The sequence below is a fragment of the Bacillus sp. TH13 genome (assembly GCF_016651175.1).
GTDB lineage: Bacteria > Bacillota > Bacilli > Bacillales > Bacillaceae_G > Bacillus_A > Bacillus_A thuringiensis_S.
Genome location: NZ_JAEKEJ010000004.1, coordinates 12,664 through 26,898, shown reverse-complemented (window position 1 = coordinate 26,898; position 14,235 = coordinate 12,664). Strand labels below are relative to the sequence as shown.

The window sequence follows — 14,235 nt, the reverse complement described above, 5'->3', positions numbered from 1 at the left end:
TACCTTTATAAACTATGGTTTACTTTTCTATATTCTGGTGCCGCCAGCATTTCGGAAAAAAACCAAGCTAAGCAATTTTAGAATCGCACACCTTCATCCAATAATTTCTGAATAAATCGGCTCGTCGTTAAAATATCACGCGTTCCATTTGGTCTTAATGTAGGTCTGGAATAAGGCCTATTTGCGAACTGTAGTTTCCCAATATCGTAATCACGTTCTTGGCGAATCTCACGTAATAACTCGTATCTATATTTTCTTTCACTGCGTAATTTGAAATACACAATTACTTTTTTTAATATCACTTTAATTTATTCTCCTCGCCTTGTAGAATTCGCTTATACCAGCAACGGCAACAAATTAGATTACTAGCAGTAGCTCCTTGAGAATCATCCCCAGGGAACATTAGTTTCTCTAGACTACCTTGTCCATTTGCTACTTCAAACGGTTTGTCAAATGGTTGAATCTGTCCATTAGCATCATAATGACCAGGACGCGTTCTATCTGGTTGCCTTGCAGAACGCCATTCTTTTCCTATTACCATTCCACTTTGATCATCAGAGTGAAACTGCCCTGCACGAGAAGCGTTTATTACTTCTGTACGAGCTATTGTAGTTGCTCTGGTATCACTAAATTCAAAGGATTCCTGCAGTGCATCGGAAAACTTCTGAATTGTATAGTTTCCTTCTGCTGCTACATCCCAGAGAGTCATAATAACAGCTTCATCTGTTGTGCCTTGTATAAGTTCTGCACTTTTATATGCACGATTTGCAAGCCATCGGAGCAGCTTCTCATCACGGAAGTTAAAATTAAGCTCTGGATCAATTTCAAATAAATTTTCTTCACCTGCTACTAATCCGGCTTGCTCAGACCATTTATAAGCTAGTTCATTCCATTCTTCAATTTCTTGAACAGAATCACCGAGAATATGTTTACGAACCCATTCAATAAACGCTTTAATAGGTTCTAGAATTCGTTCTCCTTTTGGCATACGCTGTATATCTACCAATATACGAGTAGGAACTTCCGGTGCTTCTTGTAACTTATCAATATATCTTTCTAACTGATTCTGCAGTAAAGCATGCATTTCCTCACGAGCTTTTATTGTGATTTTTGCAATCTCAGAAGACCAAGGTAAATCAATTTCTTTTACATACTCATCTTCCTCAGAATCAGCACGCATGTTAATTTCTTTTTTCATTTGCCGCCGCTTACCTCTTTCTACTGCAGGTGGAACAGAGGGAGCTTGCGGTTCTGCTACTGCATCATGGCCAACCATATGCTGTGCTGCTTCGTTGTTATCAATCCAACCTGCAGCAACCTGAGCTTGTTTTGTTTCTGTTTCAATCTTCTCGGCATTTGCTTCTTTTTCGCGGTCATTAACCCGTATTGAATTAAAAGTAAGTCTAGCCTTAGATTGTTTGCCATGCACCTGCAGAGCTACGTTATAAGCACGCTCTAATAAACGCTTAATACCACGCTGCATGTTTTCAATACCTGCTACATAGATTTGCCATTGAATGGTACCATGTGTCTCTGTAGTTCCCTCATTTCTACCTAATAAAATAGGCAGCTGCTTTAACGCAGTAGTTACACGTTGGTTAATTACATCAATGACTTTTGTAACATCCATAGACTTACCTTGTATACCACCTGTAATATTCACTTCCACGCTATCAGTATGGTAAAAATCATCGTCTGGTTCTAATTCGCTCATCATACTTATTACTTCGTCTATATAACCTCGGACGTATTGCTGAACCGCATCAGGATCACCTTGTATATGTGGTGGTATATTTTTCATTATGGACTCTTCAACAATTTTAATATCATACCGAGCATGTCCTTGATGGTGCACTACCTTTTGTAAATCACGTAAAACTTGCACCTGGAAAAAGATAATTTGCAATATTGGCAGGATAGGAGAGCGCCCATACGGATCATTTACGTCTGGATCAAGAGGGAAATAGAATACCTGTTCTTGATTTAAGACTTTGTATTCTCCATTGTCCTGTTTCTGAACCAACTCTAATTGTTTATCTTCTTTGTTAAAACGGAAATCTAAAGTAGAAGGGTCAATTGCATGGAAATCAACTACATCATCTATTCCTTCTGTTAGTTCCACTTCTAATGCAATTGCACCTTGAGTAATAGCAGTGAGGAATAGTACACCAATTAGCTGATCTGTACCGCCTCCATACATTTTTCCTACTCGTTTAGCAATATCATTAAGTACTTCCTGCGCTGCTTTGTCTGGTTTACCAGTAGGTTTTAAGCATTCTAATTCATGGCCACTATTACCCAATCGAATAAAGTTCCATATCGCCATACTCGCATCCGGATCAATGTCACGTATCATTCTCAGACTTTCCATAACATCTTTTGTCCGGTACTCAGAACGTCGTATAGGCCCGTTATACCACATGAATTGTTGTTCCCATTTGTTCTGTGTTTGTTTACCACCTTGAAATCCTTTTACAGAAGAACGAACAGCTGCAGAAACATTTGCTCTTAACTTATCGTTTCTCTTGTTTTTCTTACCAGAGAACCAATTTCTAATGCCCATAATATTCACCTCCTCTTAATTCCCCCAATAACAGGAGCAACAACATACTTCGTTTCCTGCGGTATGTTCCACCTATTTAAAGCTTGTGATGTACCATCTACCTGATCATCATTCTTACCATTTGGAAACACAATAAATTCTTCGATAAAATCATGAATCCAAGGAGCTATTGATGGATCTGGTAAATACACATTACCTGCTTCGAACTGTGGTGCTGCCGCTTGTGCTCTTGCGATTTTTCCACCCTCAGGATTTACTCCTATAATGCCAGGTATTTCCCTTTGTAAAGTTTGTATAACCGCAGAACCGTTTGCCTTATCTTCTATAAGTTTTACTCCTGCGCGTGGCCATTTAGCAGTTAATGCCCTTATTGCTCGTAATGTAGCAGGAAAGTCCATTCTGTCTCTTACTTGGTCTAATAAATACTTATCAGCACCTCGTTTACCCCAAACTTGGCCAACAACAAAGTCACTTGATTCTGTATCTTTAAACGTACAGTCCCAGGACTGCATTTGTTCACTTATATCTGAAGGAATAACTGTATAAAATTTAACAAACCATTGACGCTGAAAGATTACACCTTCTCCTGGACTTGGCCTCTGCTGAAATAGTGATGACCATGTACGAGTACCAACCTCAGCCTTCTTAATTTTGGCCCATTCTTTATCGTATCCAAGTTCTGGACATAGAGGTTCTCCAATCTCACGACCAAGTAAATCATCCTCATCTTCTGCAATAGCAGGTAAACGTAGCCTAATCCAATCATGAGGACTTCTCTCTAATAAACGGCCAATAATATCATCTTCATGCCAACGCGTCATAATAATGATGACAGAGGCACCTTTATGAAGACGGGTAGAGAGTGTAGATTCCCATTCATCCCATACTTTTTCACGTATAGTAGGGGAGTTGGCTTCTTCTGCATTTTTGAATGGATCATCTATGATTAATAAATCTGCACCTTGTCCAGTAATGGAGCCGCCAATACCTGTTGCAATCATTCCACCTTTATGATCCTGGAGTGACCAGTCGTTCTTTGCGGCATTATCATCCGATAGCCTATATCCGAATAACTCATCACCAAAGTTGGCCACTTTTTGTTTATTCAAACGACCAAACTTTCTAGCTAAATTATCTGAATACGAAGCAACAATTACACGCTTCTCTGGATTTTTACCAATAAAAAAAGACGGGAATGATTCCGTCGTTGTCATTGACTTACCATGCCGTGGTGGCATTTCAATTAGTACATATAACTGCTCACCATCTGCAATTCGCTGCAGTGTGTCACATATTAATCTGGTATGCCTAAAGTGTCGGTAATTACCAAAATGGACGTATTCCACATACTCAGCAAATGACCTTCTGGCAAGTTCTTTCCTAATAACATCAAGTGTCGGTAGTTTTTTTAAGGATGTTTTCAATTTGCTTCAGCTCCTCTACTGACAACTTGCTTAAATCTGTTGTTTGCTCTACTGTTTGTTTCATTTCACCGCTATGATCAAATTCTTTACGGTCACGCCATGTATCTTGTTTTCTATTCTTTAACCAAAAAATAATAGCAGTCGTATCTGGTGGTACTTGTTTTTTAATACGTTTTACTTCAACGTCTTGAAAAACATCCTCTTCTACTTCCTGCCGCATGGTAATAACTTCTTCATACGTGTATCCAAGTGCCTTTTTCAAAAGAGCATTTTCTACTTCACGATCTACAACCTCTTTACCTTTAGTTAATGCTCTTGTAATTAGTGGGTGTTTCTTTTTCCAGTTACTAAGCGTGGCACGACTAATACCGATGTTTTTGGCAATTTGTTCGTCTACAAGTCCATCACGTGCCCATCCTTCTATTTTTAGTAACCCTTCTTTTGTCAGCCATGTATGTACCTTACCTTTGGCCATAACCACCACCTCACGATAATATCTAAATGATTTTATGGAAAATTAAGAATATATATTTACCAAATTAATACAAGTTGTTATAATAGAGTTAACATTGCCATTAGGAAAAGTAATTCGTCCCCAATACGAGTTACTTTTCCGTTTTTTTATGGCTACTTTTCTAAGAATTCATCCAACGTTTTACCAAGCAAACTAATCATCGCTTCTCTTTTTTGCTTTGGTGTTGTATTATCTTGCATTTCATTAAAGATAGGAAGTACACTTTCTAATTTCTTTTTATCAATGCGTTCATTTACAACATCCTGTCCTAACATTGAAATGAATGTACCAATTACAACAGCTTGTTCTTGTTTATCTAGTTTCATTTATCTCACTCCCTTTAATTACGCCACATTTGATTGAATCAGCTGTATGTTCGACAATAGATTCCGCTACAACTCTTCCATCTAATGAAACTCCAACTTTACAATCCATAGGAATGGATTTACTATCGTTAATCTTCTTAATTATTTCAGATTGTTTATTTATTAATTGAACATGAGTTATATCCGCTTTTGTTGCTAATCCCTTTTCTAACATATCAACCTTTTCACCTAATGCTTCTACACTTGCTGAAACACAATTTAACGTTTGAATTAAACCTTCATTATCTCTTTGTAGATCGTTAATTCTTTTTTCAAAATCAGCAATTATTTTTGTTATAGACTCCATTCTTCATCCTCCTCCAAAATAAAAAAGCAGCAGATTCGCTACTTTAATTGTTTAGTATTAGCTTCATATTCATTTATGTAACGGTATAAAGTAGCTCTAGCTACATCAAACATTTCACAAACTTCTTTTTTGGTTTTACCAGACGATAGCATTTCCATCATACCCTCAATTTGCTGTGGAGTATGTGCCTTTTTTCTGCCACCTTCTCTTCCTCTTGCCTTCGCTGCAGCAACACCACTGACAACACGTTCATTAATAACTGCACGTTCCATTTCGGCTACAGCGCCGAATATATGAAATAAAAATTGTCCCATCGTAGTAGATGTATCAATCCCATCCTTAATAGAAACAAAATTAATTCCTTTTTCATTGAATTCTTGTAATAAATTAGCCAGTTGGTGCATGGTTCTGCCCAATCGATCTAACTTGTAGACAACTAATTTATCACCTTTTCGAAGTTTACTAAGGAGCAGCTGTAATTCTTTTCTATCTTTCTTAGCGCCACTTTCCTTTTCTGTTACAATTTCTTCACATCCATAACGGTTCAATTCATCTAACTGCATATCTAAACTTTGTTTTTTTGTTGAAACTCTGGCATAACCGAATATCATACACCATCACCCTTTTATATTTGATGGTTATATTGTATCAATTCCCTGTCTCAAATTCAATTGTTTTTGATACATGATTTTGAGATTTTAATTTGTTGATTTAATAGGATTTAAAACCAACAAATTGCACGTCTCACAATCAAATGTTTTTGAGACACTATATTTATTGAGAATGATGTTTCACTCCAGCTAGGGCAGATTCAATAAAAATCTTCTCTTCTTGGCCAACCTGAGTTAATAATTTATCTACTATGTTTCTATCCGTAATATCAAGCAGAAGAATAGCAACTCTTGCTATCCCATTAACATACTCAGTTGCATCTTTTTCTACACCATTCATGTGCATGGAAAATGTAACATTAGATTTCATCCTCTCCACCCCCTTGAACTTAAATGCAACACGTTTGCGCTTATCTTTCCTTAACAACAAACAAGACGCCACCCAGATCAAGGCAGCGCCCGCTATAATTGCTATTGATTTAATCAAAACTGTTTCTTTCGATTTTCTTCTCTTGTAAATACGCCATTTGGTGTTACATGAATAGAATCTGCTGTATGTTCAATAGTAGTTTCAGCTATTGCTTTCCCATCTAAATTAACGCTAACTTTACAATTCATTTCGACTGGTTCGCTATCATTAATTTTTTTAATTATTTCAGAACGTTTAATTGTAGCGATCTCATCTTTAAGGATTACTACTTCATTTGTTACCCTTTCTACTGTATCTGCCAATTGATTAACCTGACCTACTACTTGATTAATTTGCGCATCGATATATGAGCTATCCACTATACCTCATCCTTCCCCTTTTTTAGGTGTCTAATTTGTCTAATAAAGCTGCGTAACGTTCGGTTACTCAGATTCTTATATTCCATAGGTATATAAGACAACGCACAATACTCATACAACGACATTTCTGTTAATGCGAACTAATACTTGCGCACGATTGTATAAGGTTTACTTGTGCGTTTAATGTGTAATTTCTATATAACAAAGAAAAAAGCACCCTTTATGGATGCTACAGTTCACTCTTTAGATAAGGAATACTAATGATTTTATTGTTACTTAATGGGATGGTGACTACTCTTAATTCCTTAACAGCTGCTTCATCACTTAAATTGCTATTTCTTAACTGTTTCTCTAACAATTCGTTGTTCGCTATAATTGTTATTTCTATATTTGCTTTATTACTCATATCCTCACCCTTTCTTTTAAAAAGAAACCGCCACTATTAAAATGACGGTTCTTTTACGGCTTATAAAAATATTAAAGGGGATGGGAGAAATTCACGTTCGAACATAGGGGATATGTCTATGTGAATCAAAGGTCAAGATCACTCTCAACCTTCTCTCAGCCACCGCATCAACTAGTATGGCTACACGCCCTGTGTTCAGTGACTGAGAGAAGACTAAAAATAGTCCTCCCTGTGAATAGGAATGGTCAATACTTCGGCTGTCGCATGGCCTTAGCTGACCGATATCGAATTATAAAGGATTTATATCAAGACGTTTGCACTTCTTCCGACGCCTTTTTAATAGGTGGTGTGTTTGTTTTTACTACATGAGAACCAACCCCTTTATTAAATGATTTGTAACAATGAGATTCGCAATATCTCATCACACATTGTGTATTGAAAAAAAACGTTCCTATAGAATCTATATACGAGCAAACACTGGGTCACTCAAAACAGATACCATCGGAACAGGTCTCGTTAACCTTTCATATATAGGTGGCTTTTTGACGACAAATTTCGACATTTTTTTCAAAAGAGGATTCTAAGATATACAAAATAAACTTCCGTTCAATCTTTCGCCAATCTTTTTATCTGCTCTTTTTAAATACTCTTGGACAGTAGTTCTCTTTACACCTAAATATTTAGAAATCTTTTCCTGTGTAAAACCATGCCCTCTAGACATTACATATATTTCCTTTTCTCTTTCTGTAAGAGTTGATAATGCATCTTCTAGCTGTATACGATCCCATTCAGATATGACACTCTCTTTCGCTTCCGTATCCCATTCATACACTGGCATTACCGTACTACGTGTATATCTTTGCATTAATAACGGATCACACGGTCTCTCACGCTGATATGCTGCCCTACGTTCAATGCCTCGGCGATTACCTGGCTTTTTTGCTGTACACATCCACTCTATTACATATTCTATATCTGATATCATTTCACCAATTATTTCTGCATCCTTTTCTGTAGCACCTTTCTTTGATAATTCTAATTGCTCTAGCGTTTCCTTGTACTGCTTTATTAACTCTTTCATAAGCCAGGTTCCTCCTTTTATATAAAAAAGAGGACGCTGGCTATACATAGGAAGAAATCTCATCCCAAACATAAACAACGTCCTCTAAATGCGGACTATTACTTTTATTATTTTTATTTTTCTTTCCATTACGGTAAGTGAAATTTTACACTAAGCCTCTTTTCCTCAGCTGCTCTGCTACTCTTTTCCCATCTGCCATACCGAAGAATTTAGCTATAGATGTGTATGTCATTCCATCTTCTCTCATAGCTGCAGCTTTCACACAAATTCTATCCCATTCTTCTTTCGTCTTCCTTTTTCGCTTTTGTACTTCTTCTTTGCCACCTAGAAACACACCTAGTTTTATTAATTCTTTCCCTATGGTGCAATTTGAGCTACAATGATCCAATTGCTGATATCGATACTCACAATCTTTACAATACTTATCCTGTACATTTAGAATTTTGATACGCGCCTCTTTAGCATTCATATCTTCACCTTCTATAAATTTAACTAATACTTGGCCATTCTAATTTATCAACATTCAATAAATAATCAACTGGAGCGCGTTTTGTTTGTTCTACTACATATGCACGTTCCTCAAATTCTTTTCTTGGAATGGATTTACGGCCACCATCATATAGCATGGCTTCATAATATTCTGCTATTAATGAAATCGGAACAAAATAAACAATATGATCTGTTCTGAATTCTATTAAGAAAAAACATATCGCTCCATGTTCTAATGTATCTTTTAAATAATCGATTTGATGTCTACTTATTTTATCTAATGGAAAATTAGTAGTTTCTTTTGTAGACTTGGCTTCAAAATACACCGCTCTCCCCTTGTATACGCCATCGTAATCCACTGTAGATTTACTGCTCCATGCGCTTTTGAGGATATTGCCTTTCTTATCCGTTTTTATAACTTTTATCGGTGTAGGACGTTTATTAAATACTCCTACATTTGCTGCCTTATAAACCCGACATGTATTGTTTAATAATAATTCAAACGCCATTCCTCTATTTGCGTAACCCATGTTGCTTCCTCACTTTCTATTAAAAGGATTATTTTGTTCAGTTTTTCTTTATTTTTAGAAATTCAATACTACTATAAGGAATTAAAGTTCCATTACATTCAATAGCACCTTTCTTGGTATAATCCACTTTCTTCATTTGTTCCCACGTTTTTTTCATTTCCTGTTCAGTATCAAATATCCACCCTAAACTTCTTCCGCTTTTAAGATTAATCTCAATCATTTCCCTCTACCTCCTTATTAATATCGAAAAGAAATATAACTCGGATTTACCACGCTAGTTACAAATGATTCGCTATAAAAATACTTTGGTTTAACATGAAATGTTCTACACAGTACTTGTATTTGATTAAATGTCGGAATGATTCTTGATCGCTCTATCTCAATCAACTTATTAATATCGACATCTAACAATTCAGCAGCTTGTCCTTGAGTCATTCCGAATAAATGCCGAAGTTCCGTTAACTTCTCCCCGTTAAAATTACTCAAAATATTTCGGTCCCTTCTGAATAAAACTCAATATTCCGTCAATAATGTAGACAACCCATTAAGTTACTTTCTCCTTGTTCCCCCTTGGAGATGAGCAGTTAGCTTTTGCTAGCTGCTCTTTTATGTTAGTGACGAATCAATTAGTAATGTTGTATTCTTACGCTCATTAAATTCTTTCGTTATTTCCTCAATTGTTAAATATCCTGCTACTGAAATTGACGATTCGATATATCTGTTTAATGCTTGCTCTCTTGTTATTTCTGTAGGTTCTCCCTCTTCTTCTATTTCCTCAATGCTTTCTCCAGCAACTTCTTCTACATAAACCTCGATAGCTTTATCTTCATCCTCTGCTGCAACCATTGCCCAATATCCATGTTTATCAAACTCAAAGTATTTCATATCCATTCCTCTTTTCTACAAAATGAAATTTTTATACTAATCTTCCTCAAGAACCGTAACAGTTAAGTAATTCCTAGCCTTCTTCCGCTTCGCTAACTTCCTTTGATAAGCTGGAGTTGTATAATAACGAACCGTTTCAGGAAGTACGCCCATATGTTGAGCGCATTCCTTTGCAGTTCCAATACATACGAATGATTCACCTTTATAAACGACGTACTCCTTTAAGCTCATTTTTCATTCTCCTTTTTTTACAAAATGAAGTTTTTATTAAAAACCGAACATTATCCTTAAACAGCAGCTGCAAGTATTAATCAAATTCCGAACATTAAGCTTCATATTCATAAAACATATTGTTTGCAATCATCCAATTTTCACGTTCTGCCTGCGCAATCATTTCTTGTTCCGCTTCAATCTCTAAACGCTCTTGCTCATCCCAACTGTCTTTCATTTCATATTCTCCTTTTCTAATAAAATAGCGTTTTTTATTAAGAAATTAGTCATTCCAACTAAAACGGATGTAATGTTCGTAATAAGATCCACCTAAAATGTTTTTCTTTTCTACTACCTTAAATTCAACTTTCACACCATCCATTAATTCTTGTAACTTTTCCGTAAATGGTTTTGAGTGCAGAATATGCTTGTCTGGATTTTCTTTATGAATTTGATATCTATAACCTGAATATCCATTTGCAGCACTTTCGATTATTACGCATTCCATTTCCTCTGCAAATTCCAATACCTTTTCATCAATGACTTTTTCTTGGAGTTCTTTCAAATTCCCCACTAAGGACATTTCCATTCTCCTTTTTCTCAAATAACGATTTTGTTTTATTTTTGTGCGCTCATTTCTTTTTCTTCTTTAACACGTCTTTTATTACACCAATAGCAAAGATTCGGGCCTGGATGACTCATTGATGGTCTATATAAAGTTTTTACTGGCTTACTACATTCCGGACATTCTTGTTTATCATATTTCACGATTTCGTTCCCCTCTCAAATAAAGATTTTGTTATATTTCACCTTCGTGTTTTTTAATGATGTTTAGAACTTCCTCTGCATATGGTTCATCTTGATTAACCACATGATATTTAGGATCTGGATTACGTCCTTCTTTTTCTCGCAACCTCGCTATTTTTTGTGTAATTCCTTCTAAAACTACCCCTTCACTTACGGACGTTGCTTTTAACACATCCTCAACCTTCAGCACAACAAACTTCATTTATATCCCCCTTTTCCATTCAAATAAGAATTTTGTTATAAATCACTCAAATTCATATGTTATTAACTCATCTATCTCTTCTCTATAGATTAAAATTTCAAAGTAATTACCATCCTCAATGCTATTAAACTTATTCGGATCAAAAACAAACCACTCTTCATCTTGATCTGTTTGCTTTTCTAAAATCCCCTCATCTTCAAGCTGTTTGTATAGAAACGGACAAATTAGGACGTTTGTTAAAAACGCATAAGCATCATTTCCTTGTTGCTGCCATTCCGCATTAATTTGACTTAGTACATGGTTTGTAACTGTACCCATCTCTCTTCCCCTCCAAAATAACTATTTTGTTTAGTTTTCCTTGAAATTATTCAAGTTCTAATACATAATCTTCCCATTCACTATCACAATTGCACTCTATAACGTTCGTTTCACCAATTGGTTGACAATTACATTCAGTCATATTCAAAACAAGTTCCTCTTCATCAAGAAAATCTAATATTTGTCTTGGTGTATACGAACGTACAATAACTCTCCCACTGATCTTACTTGTTAATGTTGCAGAAACCATTTCTCATTCCTCATTTCTTAACAAAATTCAAATTTTGTCTTAATAACCACTCAATTGACGTTCAAAGTTTTCTTTATTTTTTTCTTTGTAGGCATACACAATGTCTACAAATTTATATCCATACAAGTAGCAAAGGCGGAAGAAAATACCGAACGCTTTATGTAAATGGGTTAATGTTGTACTTAAATCCCTATAATGGCACCATGCACGTTTTGCAGTTAAAATATCCTGCATATACCACTCGAACAACATATTCACATTCGTTATATTTTTCTTCATGATGTATTGTTTTGAATAGTTAGATACAAGCTTCCGTCTTAACGTATAACTGTCCAGTTCAATTACTATGTTCATTAAAAAGTGAAATCCATCCACTAGCTCTTCTAGCAGATTTTCTTTTGGGATTCCATATCCTGTGCTCCACATTTTAAAGGCCCTTGTCTCATTCCACGCTTCCCCAATTTCAACCAATAACGCGCGGAAAAGCATATCTACTTTATCGTTACCTTTATATCCAATTCGTTTATCTAACTCTCTTTGCATTTCGAAAAGTTCTGTAATATCAAATGTTTGCTGCGTTTCTTCTGGAGTAATAGTATTTAAGTTTGTAGTATGTCTCATTGTGCATACACTCCTTTACGATAATCTTTAATAATGCCACCATTTTCATTGAAGTAAGCAATTTCCCAATACGGATTAAATCGAAACTTATCCGGATTACCATCTAAAATAACGTACAAATCATTTTTACAATTCCCGACGATCGTCCCCATTCTTCCCTGTACTTCGACACGCATCCCACGTTTTGCAAATGGGATTCTTCTGTAATTACACATTTTCCGGAATGGGTTTTCTTGTCCAAAGAGCGTTTTGATATCTACCACTCCCAGGTACTTGCAACTAATGAATCTTTCAAATTGTTCAAATGGCATATCTATAAAGTGCTGCTTTTTAAACTGTTTATAATAGTGGTATTTTGCTTTCTCTTCACTTTCCTTAAAAACAATATGGTCACATCTCCACTGCGGAAAAACTATTGAAATATGATACTTGTATGTAGGAGCAGCAGCCATTAGTTTCCCTCCTGTTCAGCAAAAGAAACTTTCGACCAATCCATTTCTGTTTCTTCTTGATTAACCATCTCTAAAGGTACTTCTAGCAAGAAGCGTGCTGTTTTGTTGCAATTCGTGCATTTTACATGAATAGCTTTTTCTTCTGCGCTTACCATGATTCCGCCGATTCCGTTATCCTCAGTCGCGATAATTGGCAACACCGATGTAACTGGACCTTCATTTTCAAATTCCTTTTCAACCAAACTAGCCAGTATATTCATTCCACATAAGCAAGTAATTTCAAATTTCATATTATTTATCCCCTTTAATTGTTTTATATTTGTAACTATTAGCAAGACCGTCAATTCCAGCTCGTCCAATTCCCACAATTGACGGTCTCTGAGCCTATAACACTTCAAATCTATTAATCGATTTATTATCTTTTGTTTCTCCAATTGCTTTGTTCACCTGCTGTTTACTTTTGACTCTTATCGAATACCCTAATTGCTATAGCTATAATAAGACTGAATATTACAAAAACAATTAATGTATCCTTATCCATAATGGATTAACCCGCCATATCTTCTGCAAAAAAGTAGATTTCTAGTTCTTTAGGATCTATTTGGAACCTCTCGTCTGAATTGTTAACTAGTACGGCCACAAGTCCCGTTTCTGGCTCTTGATGTAGTACAGTTAAAACACGTTTATCGTTACTCACGAAGTCGCCAGGATGGAATTCGTTGTTTTTTCTACCTTTAGCAGCGAATACTCTGCGGCGTTCTTCCCAATACTGCTCATCTTCTGTTGCTTTTCGGCACTGATCAGCAAACTGCCAGCCTTTATCTCCTACACTCATAACCGATTCATTACCCCAATTTCCATATACTGCAATGCGCTCGTACTGATCGATAAAAGCAATGTCCTGTACCTCTGCAAACATTGTGTAATCTTTACCTTCAAACGCTACCCATTCTCCTACTTTAAATGGCGGCACAATAATTTTTGTTACATGTATATTCACTACAGTCATTTTCATATTTAATTCCTCCTTAATTTGTACTAAACCCAAAAATCTACACTTTGTTCAAATTGCACATCCATTTCCTTACGAGCATATTCATGTTTCTTATTCTTAAATTTAACTAACTGATAAAAACCGTTCTTACTAACTCCCCGTACTCTATCTATATGTTGGTACTGGAATACCTTAAATTCTTTCGCATACTTACTTGGATCTTCATCCGTTCCACAATTACTCCAACCGTTCTTTATAAATTGTCCAGGATCATCACATACTACATAAATTTCTTCTTTCTTGTTAGCAATTAAATAGATGTCATCCCAATATTCTAAAGTTTTCATCCCTATTTTTATTGCTCTTACTGCGTCAAGAATACTTTTAAATTCAGCTTCCATAGTAATTAACATCCTT

General features: G+C 35.8%; 28 protein-coding genes. All 28 read right to left on the bottom strand.

The window, feature by feature from the left end; genetic code table 11:
• Nucleotides 1–77 precede the first annotated feature (77 nt).
• Nucleotides 78–302, bottom strand: coding sequence for a hypothetical protein (locus JFU02_RS01560; protein ID WP_201069477.1), 225 nt, complete (start codon nt 300–302; stop codon nt 78–80).
• A complete protein-coding gene (locus JFU02_RS01555; protein WP_201069476.1) occupies nt 299–2,563 on the bottom strand; it encodes a phage minor head protein in 2,265 nt (754 codons plus the stop codon). Before JFU02_RS01555 ends, JFU02_RS01560 begins: the two co-directional genes overlap by 4 nt.
• Before the next feature lie 5 nt (nt 2,564–2,568).
• The gene (gene terL / locus JFU02_RS01550) at nt 2,569–3,987 is read right to left on the bottom strand and encodes a phage terminase large subunit (RefSeq protein WP_201069475.1); all 1,419 of its coding nucleotides are present in this window, start codon (nt 3,985–3,987) and stop codon (nt 2,569–2,571) included.
• Complete coding sequence (locus JFU02_RS01545) at nt 3,953–4,462, bottom strand: hypothetical protein (protein WP_201069474.1); 510 nt, start codon at nt 4,460–4,462, stop codon at nt 3,953–3,955. Before JFU02_RS01545 ends, terL begins: the two co-directional genes overlap by 35 nt.
• A gap of 152 nt (nt 4,463–4,614) precedes the next feature.
• A complete protein-coding gene (locus JFU02_RS01540) occupies nt 4,615–4,827 on the bottom strand; it encodes a hypothetical protein (RefSeq protein WP_000762692.1) in 213 nt (70 codons plus the stop codon).
• Nucleotides 4,814–5,173, bottom strand: a complete 360-nt coding sequence (locus JFU02_RS01535; RefSeq protein ID WP_201069473.1) for a hypothetical protein — start codon at nt 5,171–5,173, stop codon at nt 4,814–4,816. Before JFU02_RS01535 ends, JFU02_RS01540 begins: the two co-directional genes overlap by 14 nt.
• 38 nt (nt 5,174–5,211) lie before the next feature.
• The gene (locus tag JFU02_RS01530; RefSeq protein WP_201069472.1) at nt 5,212–5,784 is read right to left on the bottom strand and encodes a recombinase family protein; all 573 of its coding nucleotides are present in this window, start codon (nt 5,782–5,784) and stop codon (nt 5,212–5,214) included.
• A gap of 163 nt (nt 5,785–5,947) precedes the next feature.
• Nucleotides 5,948–6,154: a hypothetical protein gene (locus JFU02_RS01525; RefSeq protein WP_130067803.1), complete on the bottom strand. Its 207-nt coding sequence runs from the start codon at nt 6,152–6,154 to the stop codon at nt 5,948–5,950.
• 113 nt (nt 6,155–6,267) lie between these two features.
• A complete protein-coding gene (locus tag JFU02_RS01520; RefSeq protein ID WP_201069471.1) occupies nt 6,268–6,573 on the bottom strand; it encodes a hypothetical protein in 306 nt (101 codons plus the stop codon).
• A 229-nt stretch (nt 6,574–6,802) separates the two neighbouring features.
• Complete coding sequence (locus tag JFU02_RS01515) at nt 6,803–6,979, bottom strand: hypothetical protein (RefSeq protein WP_201069470.1); 177 nt, start codon at nt 6,977–6,979, stop codon at nt 6,803–6,805.
• Nucleotides 6,980–7,559: 580 nt separating this feature from the next.
• Entirely contained in the window at nt 7,560–8,060 is a 501-nt protein-coding gene (locus JFU02_RS01510) for a sigma-70 family RNA polymerase sigma factor (protein ID WP_201069469.1), read from the bottom strand.
• Between the two features lie 145 nt (nt 8,061–8,205).
• Nucleotides 8,206–8,529 (bottom strand): hypothetical protein, encoded by a 324-nt coding sequence (locus JFU02_RS01505; RefSeq protein WP_201069468.1) that lies wholly within the window; start codon nt 8,527–8,529, stop codon nt 8,206–8,208.
• 19 nt (nt 8,530–8,548) lie between these two features.
• Nucleotides 8,549–9,079: a Holliday junction resolvase RecU gene (locus JFU02_RS01500; protein ID WP_201069467.1), complete on the bottom strand. Its 531-nt coding sequence runs from the start codon at nt 9,077–9,079 to the stop codon at nt 8,549–8,551.
• A 37-nt stretch (nt 9,080–9,116) separates the two neighbouring features.
• Nucleotides 9,117–9,299, bottom strand: a complete 183-nt coding sequence (locus JFU02_RS01495) for a hypothetical protein (protein ID WP_021728831.1) — start codon at nt 9,297–9,299, stop codon at nt 9,117–9,119.
• Nucleotides 9,300–9,316: 17 nt separating this feature from the next.
• Nucleotides 9,317–9,565, bottom strand: coding sequence for a helix-turn-helix domain-containing protein (locus JFU02_RS01490; RefSeq protein ID WP_201069466.1), 249 nt, complete (start codon nt 9,563–9,565; stop codon nt 9,317–9,319).
• A gap of 120 nt (nt 9,566–9,685) precedes the next feature.
• Entirely contained in the window at nt 9,686–9,964 is a 279-nt protein-coding gene (locus JFU02_RS01485) for a hypothetical protein (RefSeq protein WP_098322599.1), read from the bottom strand.
• A 36-nt stretch (nt 9,965–10,000) separates the two neighbouring features.
• The gene (locus tag JFU02_RS01480; RefSeq protein WP_201069465.1) at nt 10,001–10,195 is read right to left on the bottom strand and encodes a hypothetical protein; all 195 of its coding nucleotides are present in this window, start codon (nt 10,193–10,195) and stop codon (nt 10,001–10,003) included.
• A gap of 94 nt (nt 10,196–10,289) precedes the next feature.
• Nucleotides 10,290–10,412: a hypothetical protein gene (locus JFU02_RS32375; protein WP_256942093.1), complete on the bottom strand. Its 123-nt coding sequence runs from the start codon at nt 10,410–10,412 to the stop codon at nt 10,290–10,292.
• Nucleotides 10,413–10,457: 45 nt separating this feature from the next.
• Complete coding sequence (locus tag JFU02_RS01475; RefSeq protein WP_061665829.1) at nt 10,458–10,757, bottom strand: hypothetical protein; 300 nt, start codon at nt 10,755–10,757, stop codon at nt 10,458–10,460.
• Nucleotides 10,758–10,792: 35 nt separating this feature from the next.
• Complete coding sequence (locus JFU02_RS01470; RefSeq protein ID WP_201069464.1) at nt 10,793–10,942, bottom strand: hypothetical protein; 150 nt, start codon at nt 10,940–10,942, stop codon at nt 10,793–10,795.
• 31 nt (nt 10,943–10,973) lie between these two features.
• Nucleotides 10,974–11,183: a hypothetical protein gene (locus JFU02_RS01465; protein WP_144502679.1), complete on the bottom strand. Its 210-nt coding sequence runs from the start codon at nt 11,181–11,183 to the stop codon at nt 10,974–10,976.
• Between the two features lie 42 nt (nt 11,184–11,225).
• Entirely contained in the window at nt 11,226–11,501 is a 276-nt protein-coding gene (locus JFU02_RS01460) for a hypothetical protein (protein ID WP_201069463.1), read from the bottom strand.
• A 46-nt stretch (nt 11,502–11,547) separates the two neighbouring features.
• Complete coding sequence (locus JFU02_RS01455; RefSeq protein WP_201069462.1) at nt 11,548–11,751, bottom strand: acetyltransferase; 204 nt, start codon at nt 11,749–11,751, stop codon at nt 11,548–11,550.
• Between the two features lie 39 nt (nt 11,752–11,790).
• Nucleotides 11,791–12,372, bottom strand: coding sequence for a dUTP diphosphatase (locus tag JFU02_RS01450; protein WP_001216605.1), 582 nt, complete (start codon nt 12,370–12,372; stop codon nt 11,791–11,793).
• Nucleotides 12,369–12,824: a hypothetical protein gene (locus JFU02_RS01445; RefSeq protein WP_000718448.1), complete on the bottom strand. Its 456-nt coding sequence runs from the start codon at nt 12,822–12,824 to the stop codon at nt 12,369–12,371. The genes JFU02_RS01450 and JFU02_RS01445 overlap by 4 nt, the downstream gene beginning before the upstream one ends.
• Nucleotides 12,824–13,114 (bottom strand): hypothetical protein, encoded by a 291-nt coding sequence (locus JFU02_RS01440; protein WP_000667219.1) that lies wholly within the window; start codon nt 13,112–13,114, stop codon nt 12,824–12,826. Before JFU02_RS01440 ends, JFU02_RS01445 begins: the two co-directional genes overlap by 1 nt.
• Before the next feature lie 257 nt (nt 13,115–13,371).
• A complete protein-coding gene (locus tag JFU02_RS01435; RefSeq protein ID WP_201069461.1) occupies nt 13,372–13,839 on the bottom strand; it encodes a hypothetical protein in 468 nt (155 codons plus the stop codon).
• Nucleotides 13,840–13,862: 23 nt separating this feature from the next.
• Nucleotides 13,863–14,219: a hypothetical protein gene (locus JFU02_RS01430; RefSeq protein WP_087988228.1), complete on the bottom strand. Its 357-nt coding sequence runs from the start codon at nt 14,217–14,219 to the stop codon at nt 13,863–13,865.
• Nucleotides 14,220–14,235: the final 16 nt, after the last annotated feature.

What these genes read in the sequence shown, in the direction of transcription:
- JFU02_RS01555 (WP_201069476.1), bottom strand. Translation starts at nt 2,563, where the DNA reads ATGGGCATTAGAAATTGGTTCTCTGGTAAGAAAAACAAGAGAAACGAT.
- JFU02_RS01545 (WP_201069474.1), bottom strand. Translation starts at nt 4,462, where the DNA reads ATGGCCAAAGGTAAGGTACATACATGGCTGACAAAAGAAGGGTTACTA.
- JFU02_RS01540 (WP_000762692.1), bottom strand. Translation starts at nt 4,827, where the DNA reads ATGAAACTAGATAAACAAGAACAAGCTGTTGTAATTGGTACATTCATT.
- JFU02_RS01535 (WP_201069473.1), bottom strand. Translation starts at nt 5,173, where the DNA reads ATGGAGTCTATAACAAAAATAATTGCTGATTTTGAAAAAAGAATTAAC.
- JFU02_RS01530 (WP_201069472.1), bottom strand. Translation starts at nt 5,784, where the DNA reads ATGATATTCGGTTATGCCAGAGTTTCAACAAAAAAACAAAGTTTAGAT.
- JFU02_RS01525 (WP_130067803.1), bottom strand. Translation starts at nt 6,154, where the DNA reads ATGAAATCTAATGTTACATTTTCCATGCACATGAATGGTGTAGAAAAA.
- JFU02_RS01515 (WP_201069470.1), bottom strand. Translation starts at nt 6,979, where the DNA reads ATGAGTAATAAAGCAAATATAGAAATAACAATTATAGCGAACAACGAA.
- JFU02_RS01510 (WP_201069469.1), bottom strand. Translation starts at nt 8,060, where the DNA reads ATGAAAGAGTTAATAAAGCAGTACAAGGAAACGCTAGAGCAATTAGAA.
- JFU02_RS01505 (WP_201069468.1), bottom strand. Translation starts at nt 8,529, where the DNA reads ATGAATGCTAAAGAGGCGCGTATCAAAATTCTAAATGTACAGGATAAG.
- JFU02_RS01500 (WP_201069467.1), bottom strand. Translation starts at nt 9,079, where the DNA reads ATGGGTTACGCAAATAGAGGAATGGCGTTTGAATTATTATTAAACAAT.
- JFU02_RS01495 (WP_021728831.1), bottom strand. Translation starts at nt 9,299, where the DNA reads ATGATTGAGATTAATCTTAAAAGCGGAAGAAGTTTAGGGTGGATATTT.
- JFU02_RS01485 (WP_098322599.1), bottom strand. Translation starts at nt 9,964, where the DNA reads ATGAAATACTTTGAGTTTGATAAACATGGATATTGGGCAATGGTTGCA.
- JFU02_RS01480 (WP_201069465.1), bottom strand. Translation starts at nt 10,195, where the DNA reads ATGAGCTTAAAGGAGTACGTCGTTTATAAAGGTGAATCATTCGTATGT.
- JFU02_RS32375 (WP_256942093.1), bottom strand. Translation starts at nt 10,412, where the DNA reads ATGAAAGACAGTTGGGATGAGCAAGAGCGTTTAGAGATTGAAGCGGAA.
- JFU02_RS01475 (WP_061665829.1), bottom strand. Translation starts at nt 10,757, where the DNA reads ATGTCCTTAGTGGGGAATTTGAAAGAACTCCAAGAAAAAGTCATTGAT.
- JFU02_RS01465 (WP_144502679.1), bottom strand. Translation starts at nt 11,183, where the DNA reads ATGAAGTTTGTTGTGCTGAAGGTTGAGGATGTGTTAAAAGCAACGTCC.
- JFU02_RS01460 (WP_201069463.1), bottom strand. Translation starts at nt 11,501, where the DNA reads ATGGGTACAGTTACAAACCATGTACTAAGTCAAATTAATGCGGAATGG.
- JFU02_RS01455 (WP_201069462.1), bottom strand. Translation starts at nt 11,751, where the DNA reads ATGGTTTCTGCAACATTAACAAGTAAGATCAGTGGGAGAGTTATTGTA.
- JFU02_RS01450 (WP_001216605.1), bottom strand. Translation starts at nt 12,372, where the DNA reads ATGAGACATACTACAAACTTAAATACTATTACTCCAGAAGAAACGCAG.
- JFU02_RS01445 (WP_000718448.1), bottom strand. Translation starts at nt 12,824, where the DNA reads ATGGCTGCTGCTCCTACATACAAGTATCATATTTCAATAGTTTTTCCG.
- JFU02_RS01440 (WP_000667219.1), bottom strand. Translation starts at nt 13,114, where the DNA reads ATGAAATTTGAAATTACTTGCTTATGTGGAATGAATATACTGGCTAGT.
- JFU02_RS01435 (WP_201069461.1), bottom strand. Translation starts at nt 13,839, where the DNA reads ATGAAAATGACTGTAGTGAATATACATGTAACAAAAATTATTGTGCCG.
- JFU02_RS01430 (WP_087988228.1), bottom strand. Translation starts at nt 14,219, where the DNA reads ATGGAAGCTGAATTTAAAAGTATTCTTGACGCAGTAAGAGCAATAAAA.